Raw genomic sequence first — 12389 nt, 5'->3', positions numbered from 1 at the left:
AGCATCCCATGAGAAGCGAACGTGTGCGTGCCGCGCTCCTCGCCGCCGCCGCCGGCGCCCTGCTGGCGGCTTGCGGCGGAGGCGGTGGTGACGCGGTGCAAGACAACAGCGTGGCGCCGGGCAGCGCGAGCGCCAGCAACCAGGGCTTCATCGACTACATCGCCAGCCTGGCGAGCCGCATGCTGGACGACAGCGAACCGGTCGACGTGAGCGCGCTCACGCTGCCGACCGACAACGTCGACCACCGCGAGCCCTCGGCCACCTCGATCGACGAGTGAGCCGCCGGCCCTCGTGAGACGACCCGCCCGCCGCTGCAGGAACCCGAGGGCGCATGCAGCGGCGGGCGGTCCCTCGTTCATCAGACAACTTGCTCCACCCCCACTGCGCCCGCCATGACCGCCCTCCGCTTCCTTCGGTGCCTGCAGGCCGGATGGCTGCTGCTCGGACTCTCGGCCCAGGCCACCGCGTTGAAGCCGGCCGGCGACAACGAGATCGTCGAGACCCTGCCGACGCTCGGCGCCTACGTGAGCGAGCAGCGCGCGCTGCGCCGCCAGCTCTCGGCGCAGCCGCGCGACGCCGGCACCGCGCTCGCCTTGTCGCGCAGCCTGCTGGAGCGCGCCCGCCACGACGGTGACGCGCGACTCGCCGGCCAGGCCCTCGGTGCGCTGCGCGCCTGGGACGACGACGCCGAGCCGCCCGCCGAGATCCGCCTGCAGCGCGCCACCCTGCGCCAGTACCTGCACGACTTCGACCGCGCAGCCGGCGAACTCGAAGCCCTGCTGCGCGGCACGCCGCGCCAGCCGCAGGCCCTGCTGACGCTGGCCACCGTGTACCGCGTGCAGGGCCGCTACGCCGACTCCGACACCGCCTGTGCCCACCTCCATGACGCCGGCCAGCCGCTGTACGCCCAGGCCTGCAGCGCCGAGAACCTGGCCCTGCGCGGCGACACGGACGCGGCGCGGCGCCGGCTCGAACAACTCCTCGCCGCCCAGCCCGGCAATCCGGGCTGGCTGTCATGGATCCGCACCACGCTCGGCGAACTCGAAACGCGCGCCGGCCGGCCGCAGGCCGCGATCCTGCAGTTCCGCGCCGCCTTGGAGGCCCAGGCCGACGACAGCTACGCTCGGATCGCGCTGGTCGACGTGCTGATCGACGCGCAGCGCTGGGCCGAGGCCGGCGCCCTGCTCGGCGCCGACGCCAGCGAGGCCGCGATGCTGCGCCGCGCGATCGTCGCACAGGCCCTGCACACGGGCGAGGCCGCCGCGCTGCGGCGCACGGTCGCCGAGCGCTATGCCCAGGCCGGGCTGCGGCCCGAGGCCGTGGCCGTGCATGCCCGCGAGCGCGCCCGCTTCGCGCTCGAGGTCGAGGGCGCGCCGCAACAGGCCCTGGCGCTGGCCCGCCTGAACCTGCAGTCGCAGCGCGAGGCGATCGACTTCGTCGTGATGCACCGGGCCGCACGGGCCGCCGGCGATGCCGGCGCACAGGCCGAAGTCGCCGCACTGGCCCGGCGCATCGGCCTGCGTGACCTGCGACTGGAGCTGCCGGCCGGGAGCCCGTCATGAAGGGCGCACCGCTGCGCGCGGTTCGCGCCGTGCTGGCACTGCTGGCCCTGCTCGCACTGCCCTTCGCCGCCGCCGCCCACCAGGCCAGCGACGCCTACCTGCGCGCCGGCGTCGACGCCGACGGCCGGCTCGCACTGCAGGTCGACGTGGCGCTGCGCGACCTCGACACCGTGCTCGAACTCGACGCGAATGCCGACGGCAAGCTGAGCTGGGGCGAAGTGCGCCCGCGAGAGGCCGACATCGCCGGTCACGTGGCGGACCGCCTGCGCTTCGACGACGGCCGCTGCCGCCTGCGTGCACTGCCGGGCCTGACGCTGGACCGCAAGGCCGACGGCGTGTACGCAGTGCTGCACTACGCCAGCGATTGCGCCGCGGCGAGCGCGCCCGCGCTGGCCTACGGCCTGTTCCGCGACACCGACCCGACGCACCGCGGCCTGCTGGTCGTCCTCGATGCACAGGGGCAGCCCAGCGGGCCGCTGCGCAGCCTGACGCCGGGCGCCACGCCGCTGCGGCTGACGCTCGCGGCGGCTGCAGGCGCAGCGACCGGCACGCCCGCCGAAGCGCCGCCGTCGCCGGGCTTCTTCGGCGAAGGCCTGCACCACATCCTGATCGGCGCGGACCATGTGCTGTTCCTGGTCTGCCTGCTGCTGCCACTGGTGCTGGGATCCGATGCGCGGCCGGGCGACTGGCGACGGCGCCTGTGGCCGCTGGTGGGGCTGGTCACCGCGTTCACGGTGGGCCACTCGGTCACGCTGGGCCTGGCGTCGCTGCGGGTGCTGAGCGTGCCGCCGCGCGTGATCGAGCCGCTGATCGCGGTGACCATCGCGCTCACGGCGCTCGACAACATCCGGCCGTTTCTTGGCCGCCGCCGTGCCTTCGCGGCCTGCGCGTTCGGCCTGATCCACGGCTTCGGTTTCGCCGGTCCGCTGATCGAGCTGCAGCTCGCCCCGTGGGCCATGGCCGGCGCGCTGCTGCAGTTCAACCTGGGGGTCGAGGCCGGCCAGCTCATCGTGGTTGGCGCGGCGACGCTGTTGCTCTGGCCACTGCGCCAGCAGGCGAACTCCGGCACGTGGCTGCGCACCGGCTCGGCATTTGCCGGCATGGTGGCCATGGTGTGGCTGGCGGAGCGCCTGTTCGACTTCAAGCTGCTGCCGCTGTAGCCGCCGCCGAGCGGCCTCGATTGCAGGCTCCGCACCGAATAGAACGACCGTTCGTTTTCATCGCTCCGCGGCTTAGAATCCGCGCGACCTTCGGAGGCCTTCCGAAGCGATGAACAGGAACGAGACATGACCCCGCAAGCCCTCCTCGACCAGTACGGCCCGCGCGAGGCGATGGCCTGCGACGTGGTGGTGGTGGGGGCGGGCCCCGGGGGCCTGGCCACGGCGATCCGCCTGAAGCAGCTCGCTGCCGAGCGCGGCCAGGAGGTCTCGGTCGTCGTGCTCGAGAAGGGCTCCGAGCCCGGCGCCCACATCCTGTCGGGCGCGGTGATGGACCCGCGCGCGCTCACCGAACTGTTCCCCGACTGGCAGGAACGCGGCGCGCCGCTGAACCAGCCCGTCAGCGGCGACGACGTGCTATTCCTCAGCGAGACCGGCGCCACCCGCACCCCCGACTGGCTGGTGCCCGAGTGCTTCCACAACCAGGGCAACCACGTCATCAGCCTGGGCGCCGTCACCCAGTGGCTGGCCCGGCAGGCCGAGGCGCTGGGCGTGGAGATCTTCCCCGGCTTCGCCGCCGCCGAAGTGCTGTACGACGAAGCCGGCGCGGTGCGCGGTGTGGCCACCGGCAACCTCGGCATCGGCAAGGACGGCGCACCGACCGAGAACTTCCAGCTCGGCATGGAACTGACCGCCAAATACACCGTGTTCGCCGAAGGCGCCCGCGGCCACCTGGGCCGCCAGCTCATCGCCAGGTACCGGCTCGACGCCGGCAAGGACCCGCAGAGCTACGCGCTCGGCGTCAAGGAGCTGTGGGAGATCGACCCGAAGCAGCACCGCCCCGGCCACGTGGTGCACACCGCCGGCTGGCCGATGGACAGCCAGACCTACGGCGGCGGCTTCCTCTACCACCTGGAAGGCAACAAGGTGACGCTCGGCTTCGTCACCGGGCTGGACTACCGGAACCCCTGGCTCAGCCCCTTCGAGGAGATGCAGCGCTGGAAGACCCACCCGGCGATCCGTGCAGTGCTCGAAGGCGGCAAGCGCCTGGGCTACGGTGCACGCGCCATCACCGCCGGCGGCATCCTCAGCCTGCCCAAGCTGGTGTTCCCCGGCGGCGCACTGGTGGGCTGCGAGGCCGGCACGCTGAACGCCGCACGCATCAAGGGCAGCCACGCGGCGATCAAGACCGGCATGCTGTGCGCCGAGGCGGTGGTCGAGGCGCTGAGCGCCGGGCGCCAGCACGACGAACTCGCGGCCTACCCGCAGGCTTTCGAGGCCAGTTGGCTGCACGCCGAGCTGCAGCGCTCGAAGAACTTCAAACAGTGGTTCAAGAAGGGCAACACGGTCGGCGCGCTGATGACCGGCATCGAGCAGTGGCTGCTGCCCAAGCTGGGGATGCAGAGCCCGCCGTGGACGATCCATCGCACCGAGGCCGACCACGAGCGGCTCGAGCCGGCCGACCAGTGCAAGCCCATCACCTACCCCAAACCGGACGGCAAGCTCACCTTCGACCGGCTCAGCTCGGTATTCATCAGCAACACCAACCACGAGGAGAACCAGCCGGCGCACCTGACGCTCAAGGACGCGGGCGTGCCGGTGGCTGTCAACCTGGCGACCTACGGCGGGCCGGAGAGCCGCTACTGTCCGGCCGGCGTCTACGAGTTCGTGAAGACCGAGGCCGGGGAAGACCGGCTGCAGATCAACGCGCAGAACTGCGTGCACTGCAAGACCTGCGACATCAAGGACCCGACGCAGAACATCGTCTGGGTCACGCCGGAGGGCGGCGGGGGACCGAACTACGCGGGGATGTAGAAGACAGCGGCGATCGTGACAGCCGCCTGCAGGTACCGCGCGTTGCTGGCGAGGACGCCGGGCGAGCGGCTCCGCTCATGCCCGGCCGCTTGTATCGCGGCCGGGCGTTCAGCAGCCGACAGGCGCCTTCCGGCGCCTCTCGCGCGGCTTCACTCCCCCGGGTCGGCCTGGGGCCGACACCTCCTCCTCTACTTCGCTGCGCCGCTCACCCGACGCCCTCGCCAGCACTCACCGTCGCCGCTTGCACAGGCCGTCAAGACCCGCCGATCGCGGTGGTGGCAGCGCTGGGGTGGGTCGCTGTGTGGAGTGAAGTAGAGGAGGAGGGGTCGGCCGTCAGGCCGACACCGGGGGACATGAACGCAACACAGCGACCCGGCGCAGCGCCCCCGCCGACGCCTTTGAATGCAATGCCGTATCAGTCTCGCCCCCCCCACGGGATAGCCCTCCCCCAACCGCTCCACCCCCTCACTACATTCGATCCCGTTCCCCCGCGATCGACATGAGCACAGGGCCGGCACCCCGGCCCCGCCACGGCACAGCAGCACAGCAGGAGACCCCCATGCAGAATGACATCCGCCAGGCCGCCGACGCAGTTCTCGCCGCCACGGTCGGCCGCGCCGGCGGTGCGCCCGGCGTCGTCGCGATGGCGACCGACGCGCGAGGCAATTTCTACGAAGGCGCCGCGGGCCGCCGCGAGCTGGGCACGGACCCGCCGATGACGGCCGACACCGTGATGTGCCTGTTCTCGTGCACCAAGGCCCTCACCGGCGTGACCCTGATGCAGCTGGTCGAGGAAGGGCTGGTGAGCCTGGACGATCCCGCCAAGAAGCATGTCCCCGACATCGGAGCGATCCAGGTGCTCGACGGCTTCGATGCCAAGGGCGTTCCGAAGACGCGCGCGCCGCGCCGCGACATCACGGTCAACGACCTGATGCTGCACACCGCCGGCTTCGGCTACGAGTTCTTCAGCGCCGAGGATCTTGCCTACCGCCGCGCGAAGGGCATCCCGACCATCATCGCGAACTGCTACGACGCCATCAAGTCCGTGCTGCTGTTCGATCCCGGCGAGCGCTGGAACTACGGCGTCAACATCGACTGGATCGGCAAGGTGGTCGAGGCCGTGCGCGGCCGACGGCTCGGCGAGGTGATGGCTGAGCACCTGTTCATGCCGCTGGGCATGGCCGACACCGCCTTCGTGCTGACGCCCGCGATGCAGTCGCGGCGCGCGTCGCTGCACATGCGCGCGCCGGACGGCAAGTTGACGCCGGTGCCCGACCTGGTGCTGCCGCAGCCGCCCGAGATGGACATGGGCGGCCATGGCCTGTACGGCACGGCCGGCGACTACATGAAGTTCATCCGCATGCTGCTCAACGACGGCGCCGGCGCGAACGGCCGCGTGCTGCGCGCCGAGACCGTGCAGCGCATGTCGCGCAACGGACTCGGCGCCCTGAAGAGCGGCGGCTGGGTCACGTCGAACCCTTCGCTGTCGAACACCGGCGAGTTCTTCCCCGGGCTGTCGAAGTCCTGGGCCTACACCTTCATGGTCAACGACGAGGACGCGCCCACCGGCCGCCCGGCCGGCTCGCTGATGTGGGCCGGCCTGGGCAACCTCTACTACTGGATCGACCGCAAGAACGGCATCGGCGGCTTCTGGGGCACGCAGATCCTGCCGTTCCAGGACGTCGCGTCCTACCCGGGTTTCGTCGACTTCGAAAGCGCCGTCTACCGCTGCCTGAAGCGCTGAGCGCGCCTACTCGAAACGCGCGCTGATCCCCGTCGTCAGCAAGGTGTCGGTCTTCTTCAGGCCGACGCCCGGCTCGCTGTCGTGGCGCGAGGCGATGCCCACCGTGAGGCCCGGGGCCTCGGGTTGCAGACCCCGTGACGGCGCGGTTCTGCACAATCTCGTGCAACCATCCGCCACCACATGCCGACATCGCACCGACCTCACCCCCGTGGCCTGCCGCGCCCCCCTTGAGAACGAACCTGGCTGCATGAACGCCGACGACGCCCGCCAGGTCCTGCTCGTTCGCAGCTTCGAGGCCCCACCGACACCGCCCTGGACACCGGCCGACGCAGCCTGGGCGAGCGAGCAGGCCGCGCGTGCCGGCGGCGAACGGGCCGCGCCGGCGGCGCTGATCGCGCAACGGGCCCGCATCGCCATCACCCGGCTGACCGAGCGCGAGCCCGCCGTACGCACGGTGCTCGCGGCCACCGCCTGGCCGGCCTGGCTGGGCAATGTGCTCATGGTGCTGGCGCTGCTGGCCGGCATCGCGACCGATGCGATCGGGCCTTCCCAGCGCATCAACATCCTCGCGCCGCCGCTGCTCGCCCTGCTGGCCTGGAACCTCGTCGTCTACGCGGCACTCGCGCTGAGCGGCCTGCGCGCACAGCGCCGGGGCCCCGCGGCGCCGGCCGATCGCGGAGGGATCCGCCGCGCCCTGAACCGACTGGTCGAGCGCGCAGGCGCTGCCTCGCTGCGTCGCGCGTCGTCGCCGGCGCTGCGGCGCTTCGTGTCGGGCTGGGCCGAGGCCTCCGCGGCCTTGCACGGCGCCCGCATCGCCGCGCTGCTGCATGCCGCCGCGGCGGCGTTCGCGATCGGTGCGCTGGCTTCGCTCTACCTGCGCGGACTCGCGTTCGAATACCGCGCTGGCTGGGACAGCACCTTCCTGACGCCGCAGCACGTGCACCAGTTGCTGAGCCTGGTGCTCGCACCGGCCTCGGCCCTGGCGCAGCTGCCCCTGCCCGACGTGGCCCGGCTCGCGAGCCTGCGCTTCTCCGCCGGCCCGGGCGAGAACGCCGCGCGCTGGATCCATCTGCATGCGCTGACGATCGCGCTGGCGGTGCTGCTGCCGCGTGCCCTGCTCGCGCTGGCGGCCGCCTGGCGGGCGCGACGCCTGACGCAGCACTTCCCGCTGCGGCTGGACGAGCCTTACTACCAGCGCCTGCTGCCGGCGTGCGACGGCGAGCCTCGCCCCGTGCAGGTGCTGCCGTACAGCTACCAGTTGCCACCGGCACTGCAACCCGCGCTGGCCGCCGTGCTGGCGCGCGGGTTGGGTCCGCATGTGGCCTTGACCGTGAGCGAGCCGGTTCCGCTGGGCGGCGAGGACGAGCTCGCGGCGCTGCCGCAGCGCGCGCCGCGATCGACCGTCATCGCGCTGTTCGCACTGACCGCCACGCCCGAGCGCGAGAACCACGGCGCCTTCGTGCAAGCCCTCGCGGCGCGTGCCCCGGCCGGCCAGCGCCTCGCGGTGCTGGTCGACGAGTCGGGCTTTCGCGCACGCTTCGGCGACGCGGACGGCGCCACGCGGCGCGAGCAGCGGCGTGCGGCCTGGCGGCAGATGCTGGGTGAACTGGGGCAGGCGCCGGTCTTCGTCGACCTCGCGGCCCCCGACCTCGATGCGGTCGAAGCCGAACCGGGGCTGCGTGCATGAGCCCGGACACGGGCATCGCCACCGTTGCGCTGAGCCTCGTCTCGCACACCAACGTCGGCAAGACCACGCTGGCGCGCACCCTGCTGCGGCGCGACATCGGCGAGGTGCGCGACGAGGCGCACGTGACGCGCAGCGCCGAGCAGCACACGCTGATCGAATCGCCCGCCGGCGACCGGTTGCTGCTGTGGGACACCCCCGGCTTCGGCGACAGCGTGCGGCTCGCCAAGCGCCTCGCGCAGGCCGGCAACCCGATCGGCTGGTTCATGACCGAGGTCTGGGACCGCCTGCGCGACCGCGGCTTCTGGTCCAGCCAGCGCGCGGTGCGCAACGTGCTCGAGCAGGCCGACGCGGTGCTCTACCTCGTCAACGCCTCCGAATCGCCGCAGGACGCCGGCTACCTCGACGCGGAGCTGCGGGTGCTCGACCTGATCGGCAAGCCGGTGCTGGTGCTGCTCAACCAGCTGGGCCCTCCGCAGCCGCCGCAGGCCGAGGCCGCCGAGCTGCAGCGCTGGCGCGAGCACCTGCGCCCCTGCGCCTGCGTGCGCGAGGTGCTCGCGCTGGACGCCTTCGCGCGCTGCTGGGTGCAGGAGGGCCGGCTGCTGCGGGCCGTGGACAGCGTGCTGCCGGCGGCGCGGCGGGTCGCGCTCGATCGGCTGCGTGCCGCCTGGGACGCCCGCGGTCGCGCCACCTGGTCGGCCGCGATGGCGGTGCTGGCCGAACGGCTGGCGCGCGCGGCGCTGGACCGCGAACCGGTGGCCGAGGCCGGCTGGAGCGGCCGGCTGCGGCAAGTGGGCGCGGCCTTGGGCCTGCGCCGCGAGGACACGGCCACGCCGCGCGAGCTGGCGATGCAGGCGCTGGCCGCACGGCTGGGCGCCGACATCCGCACGTCGACCGATCGCCTGATCCGCCTGCACGGCCTGGACGGCCACGCGACCGATGCGGTGCTGACCCGCCTGGCCGAGCACTATGCGGTGCAGCAGCCGGTCAGCGAGGGCAAGGCCGCGGTGCTGGGCGGGCTGCTGACCGGCGCGCTGGCCGGCCTCAAGGCCGACATCGCCACCGGCGGGCTCACGCTCGGCGGCGGCCTGCTGGCCGGTGGCGTGCTCGGTGCACTGAGCGCCGCTGGCCTGGCGCGCGGCTACAACCTCGTGCGCGGCGTCGAGACGCCGTCGCTCGCCTGGACCGGCGAGGTGCTGAACGAGCTGACCCACTCGGCCCTGCTGGGCTACCTGGCCGTGGCCCACTACGGCCGCGGCCGCGGCGACTGGACCGCGGCCGAGCACCCCGACTTCTGGCACGACGCCGTGGCGCAGGTGCTGGCGCAGCGCGCCGACGCGTTCGAGGCGATCTGGTCGGCCCGCGGCAGCGCCGACGCCCTCGACGAGGCGCCGCAGCTCGCCGCGCAGTTGCAGCAGCTGCTGACGGACAGCAGCCGCGAGCTGCTGCAGCGGCTCTACCCGGGCGCCGGCGAGGCCCTTGAAGCCCCGACGGCGGGCTGAGACCGCAGCCCGAAGCAGCCCCCCGGCCCGAGCTGTGGCCTAATCCCCGGTTTACCTTTTCCTACCGGAGCCGACATGGGCAACCAGATCAAGACCGAAGCCGACCGCCGTGCCACCCCCCGCCCCGCCACGCCGACCGGCGTGGTGTTCACCCCCGGCCGTGGCCAGAAGGTCAGCCTGGAGCGCGGCTCGCACACCCGCAGCAAGAAGAACCCGGGCAAGCGCTCCAAGAAGGGCGGCTGATCCTGCGGGCACCGCGCGGTCGCGCCGACACCGGCCGGCGACCGCGGTGCCCGAGTTGAGCGCAGCCCGGCCCGGGCCTCGCACCGATGCTGCGAATCACCGAACTGCGCTTGCCGCTGAACCACGCCGAGGACGCGCTGCGTCCCGCAGTCGTGGCGCGCCTCGGCATCGCCGACGCCGAGTTGCTGGGCTTCACCGTCTTCAAGCGCAGCCACGACGCGCGCAAGAAGTCCGCCGTGGTGCTGATCTACACCATCGACTGCGAGCTGAGCGACGAGGCCGCGGTGCTGGCCCGGCTGGGCAGCGACCCGCACCTGCGGCCGGCGCCGGACACGCGCTACCGCTTCGTCGGCCATGCGCCGGCCGACTTCTACGGCGCGCGCCCCGCAGCCGGAGCGGGCGGCAGCAGCGAGCCCATCGGGCCGGCCCGGCCGCTGGTCATCGGCTTCGGCCCCTGCGGCATCTTCGCCGCGCTGGTCCTCGCGCAGATGGGCCTGCGCCCGATCGTGCTGGAACGGGGCAAGGCGGTGCGCGAACGCACACTGGACACCTGGGGACTGTGGCGCCGGGGCGTGCTCGACCCGGAGTCGAACGTGCAGTTCGGCGAGGGCGGCGCGGGCACCTTCTCGGACGGCAAGCTGTGGAGCCAGATCAGCGACCCGCGCCACCTCACGCGCAAGGTGCTGACCGAGTTCGTCAAGGCCGGCGCGCCCGAAGAGATCCTCTACGTCGCCAAGCCGCACATCGGCACCTTCCGGCTGGTCGGCATGGTCGAGAAGATGCGCGCCGACATCGAGGCCCTGGGCGGCGAGATCCGCTTCCGGCAGCGCGTGACCGATGTGCTGATCGAGGACGACCGCATCCGCGGCAGCGAGCGGAAAACACGCCACATCCGCGGCAGCGATGGGGAAACACGCCACATCCGCGGCGTGGTGCTGGCCTCCGGCGAGCAACTGCGTGCCGACCACGTGGTGCTGGCGCTCGGCCACAGCGCGCGCGACAGCTTCGAGATGCTGCAGCGGCGCGGCGTCTACATGGAGGCCAAGCCCTTCTCGATCGGCTACCGCGTCGAGCACCCGCAGAGCCTCATCGACCGCGCCCGCTTCGGCCCGAATGCCGGCCACCCCCTCCTCGGCGCGGCCGACTACAAGCTGGTCCACCACGCCGGCAACGGCCGCTCGGTCTACAGCTTCTGCATGTGCCCGGGTGGCACGGTGGTCGCCGCGACCTCGGAGCCCGGGCGCGTGGTGACCAACGGCATGAGCCAGTACTCGCGCAACGAACGCAATGCCAATGCGGGCATCGTCGTCGGCATCACGCCGCAGGACTACCGGCAGGACGGCGGGACCGAGGGTCCGGTGAACCCGCTCGACGGCATCGCCTTCCAGCGCTTCTGGGAATCACGCGCCTACGCGCTGGGCGGCGGCGACTACCAGGCGCCGGGCCAGCTGATCGGCGATTTCATCGCGGGGCGGCGCAGCAGCACGCTCGGCAGCGTGCTGCCCTCGTACCAGCCCGGCGTGCGCCTGACCGACCTGGCCGAACCCGGCAACGCCAGCCTGCCGGACTACGCGATCGCCGCGATCCGCGAGGCCCTGCCGGCCTTCGAGAAGCAGATCCGGGGCTTCTCGATGCCCGACGCGGTGCTCACCGGCGTGGAAACGCGCACCTCGTCGCCGCTGCGCATCACGCGCGGCAAGGACTTCCAGAGCCTGAACGTCGCCGGCCTCTACCCGGCCGGCGAGGGCGCAGGCTATGCGGGCGGCATCATGTCGGCCGGGGTCGACGGCATCGAGGTGGCCGAGGCGCTGGGCGCGCGGATGCTGGGGCTCGCCGCCTGACGAGCCGGGGGCGGCGGCGCTAGGCCTGCGGGCCCGGCTCGGCCGCCCACGCCGGGTTGCGCTTGTCGATGAAGGCCTGCACGCCTTCCAGCGCCGCCTCGTCCATCATGTTGCAGGCCATCGCCTGCCCGGCGATTTCGTAGGCGGACTCGACACCCGCCTCGACCTGCCGGTAGAACTGCGCCTTGCCGATCGCGATCGCGACACGCGGCTTGGCGACGATGCGCTGCACCAGCTGCTCCATCGCGGCGTCGAGCCCATCGGCCTCGGCCACGCGGTTGACGAGGCCGCGCGAGCGCGCTTCCTCGGCGTCGATGAAGTCTCCCGTGAGCAGCATTTCCATCGCCTGCTTGCGCGGCACGTTGCGCGACAGCGCCACGCTCGGCGTCGAGCAGAACAGCCCGAGATTGACGCCACTGACCGCGAAGCGCGCATCGCTGGCGGCCACCGCCAGGTCGCACATCGCCACCAGCTGGCAACCGGCTGCCGTGGCGATGCCCTGCACGCGCGCGATCACCGGCACCGGCAGGCGCTGCAGGCTCAGCATGACGCTGGTGCATTGCGCGAACAGCGCTTCGTAGTAGCCGAGCGAGGGCTCGGCGCGCATCTGCTTGAGGTCGTGGCCGGCGCAGAAGGCCTTGCCGGTGGCGGCCAGAACGACCACGCGCGCCGACCCGTCCTTCGCCACATCATCGAGCTCGACCTGCAGCGCGGCGAGCATGCCTTCGGACAACGCGTTGAAGGCCTGCGGGCGGTTCAGCGTCAGCGTGACGACGCCACGCGCGTCCTGCGCCTTCAGCACGAAGGGGGTATCGGTCTCTGCCATGAGGGCCCTCGCGCG

The 12389-nt window shown here is 72.4% G+C and carries 10 protein-coding genes; 9 read left to right on the top strand and 1 reads right to left on the bottom strand.

From position 1 onward, the window contains the following. The first annotated feature begins 8 nt into the window (after positions 1-8). The 9 genes from ACQY9S_RS04025 (at position 9) to ACQY9S_RS03985 (ending at position 11548) form a co-directional block, all read left to right on the top strand. On the top strand, positions 9-278 hold the full coding sequence (locus ACQY9S_RS04025; RefSeq protein ID WP_428423275.1) for a hypothetical protein: 270 nt from the start codon (positions 9-11) through the stop codon (positions 276-278). Positions 279-392: 114 nt separating this feature from the next. Beyond that, positions 393-1562 carry a tetratricopeptide repeat protein gene (locus ACQY9S_RS04020; protein WP_428423274.1) on the top strand — a complete coding sequence of 390 codons (1170 nt, stop codon included), beginning with the start codon at positions 393-395 and terminating at the stop codon, positions 1560-1562. Further along, complete coding sequence (locus ACQY9S_RS04015) at positions 1559-2722, top strand: HupE/UreJ family protein (protein ID WP_428423273.1); 1164 nt, start codon at positions 1559-1561, stop codon at positions 2720-2722. Before ACQY9S_RS04020 ends, ACQY9S_RS04015 begins: the two co-directional genes overlap by 4 nt. A 126-nt stretch (positions 2723-2848) precedes the next feature. After that, positions 2849-4534: an electron transfer flavoprotein-ubiquinone oxidoreductase gene (locus ACQY9S_RS04010; RefSeq protein WP_428423272.1), complete on the top strand. Its 1686-nt coding sequence runs from the start codon at positions 2849-2851 to the stop codon at positions 4532-4534. Between the two features lie 559 nt (positions 4535-5093). Then, positions 5094-6278 carry a serine hydrolase domain-containing protein gene (locus tag ACQY9S_RS04005; protein WP_428423271.1) on the top strand — a complete coding sequence of 395 codons (1185 nt, stop codon included), beginning with the start codon at positions 5094-5096 and terminating at the stop codon, positions 6276-6278. Positions 6279-6525: 247 nt separating this feature from the next. Beyond that, a complete protein-coding gene (locus tag ACQY9S_RS04000) occupies positions 6526-7965 on the top strand; it encodes a DUF2868 domain-containing protein (protein WP_428423270.1) in 1440 nt (479 codons plus the stop codon). Next, positions 7962-9464 (top strand): GTPase, encoded by a 1503-nt coding sequence (locus ACQY9S_RS03995; protein ID WP_428423269.1) that lies wholly within the window; start codon positions 7962-7964, stop codon positions 9462-9464. Before ACQY9S_RS04000 ends, ACQY9S_RS03995 begins: the two co-directional genes overlap by 4 nt. A 75-nt stretch (positions 9465-9539) precedes the next feature. Beyond that, positions 9540-9707: a hypothetical protein gene (locus ACQY9S_RS03990; protein ID WP_164481722.1), complete on the top strand. Its 168-nt coding sequence runs from the start codon at positions 9540-9542 to the stop codon at positions 9705-9707. An 86-nt stretch (positions 9708-9793) separates the two neighbouring features. Then, entirely contained in the window at positions 9794-11548 is a 1755-nt protein-coding gene (locus tag ACQY9S_RS03985) for an NAD(P)/FAD-dependent oxidoreductase (RefSeq protein WP_428423268.1), read from the top strand. A 19-nt stretch (positions 11549-11567) separates the two neighbouring features. On the opposite strand, the gene ACQY9S_RS03980 is transcribed toward ACQY9S_RS03985, so the two are convergent. Beyond that, positions 11568-12374, bottom strand: a complete 807-nt coding sequence (locus tag ACQY9S_RS03980) for an enoyl-CoA hydratase (protein ID WP_428423267.1) — start codon at positions 12372-12374, stop codon at positions 11568-11570. Between the last annotated feature and the right edge of the window lie 15 nt (positions 12375-12389).

This window comes from Methylibium sp. (genome assembly GCF_965279545.1).
Classification (GTDB): domain Bacteria; phylum Pseudomonadota; class Gammaproteobacteria; order Burkholderiales; family Burkholderiaceae_C; genus Methylibium.
The sequence above is the reverse complement of the archived record's forward strand: the minus strand, read 5'-3'. Positions and strand labels throughout refer to the sequence as shown.

Excerpts from the sequence above, each read along its gene's own strand:
- ACQY9S_RS04025 (WP_428423275.1), top strand. The coding sequence starts at position 9 with ATGAGAAGCGAACGTGTGCGTGCCGCGCTCCTCGCCGCCGCCGCCGGC.
- ACQY9S_RS04020 (WP_428423274.1), top strand. The coding sequence starts at position 393 with ATGACCGCCCTCCGCTTCCTTCGGTGCCTGCAGGCCGGATGGCTGCTG.
- ACQY9S_RS04015 (WP_428423273.1), top strand. The coding sequence starts at position 1,559 with ATGAAGGGCGCACCGCTGCGCGCGGTTCGCGCCGTGCTGGCACTGCTG.
- ACQY9S_RS04010 (WP_428423272.1), top strand. The coding sequence starts at position 2,849 with ATGACCCCGCAAGCCCTCCTCGACCAGTACGGCCCGCGCGAGGCGATG.
- ACQY9S_RS04005 (WP_428423271.1), top strand. The coding sequence starts at position 5,094 with ATGCAGAATGACATCCGCCAGGCCGCCGACGCAGTTCTCGCCGCCACG.
- ACQY9S_RS04000 (WP_428423270.1), top strand. The coding sequence starts at position 6,526 with ATGAACGCCGACGACGCCCGCCAGGTCCTGCTCGTTCGCAGCTTCGAG.
- ACQY9S_RS03995 (WP_428423269.1), top strand. The coding sequence starts at position 7,962 with ATGAGCCCGGACACGGGCATCGCCACCGTTGCGCTGAGCCTCGTCTCG.
- ACQY9S_RS03990 (WP_164481722.1), top strand. The coding sequence starts at position 9,540 with ATGGGCAACCAGATCAAGACCGAAGCCGACCGCCGTGCCACCCCCCGC.
- ACQY9S_RS03985 (WP_428423268.1), top strand. The coding sequence starts at position 9,794 with ATGCTGCGAATCACCGAACTGCGCTTGCCGCTGAACCACGCCGAGGAC.
- ACQY9S_RS03980 (WP_428423267.1), bottom strand. The coding sequence starts at position 12,374 with ATGGCAGAGACCGATACCCCCTTCGTGCTGAAGGCGCAGGACGCGCGT.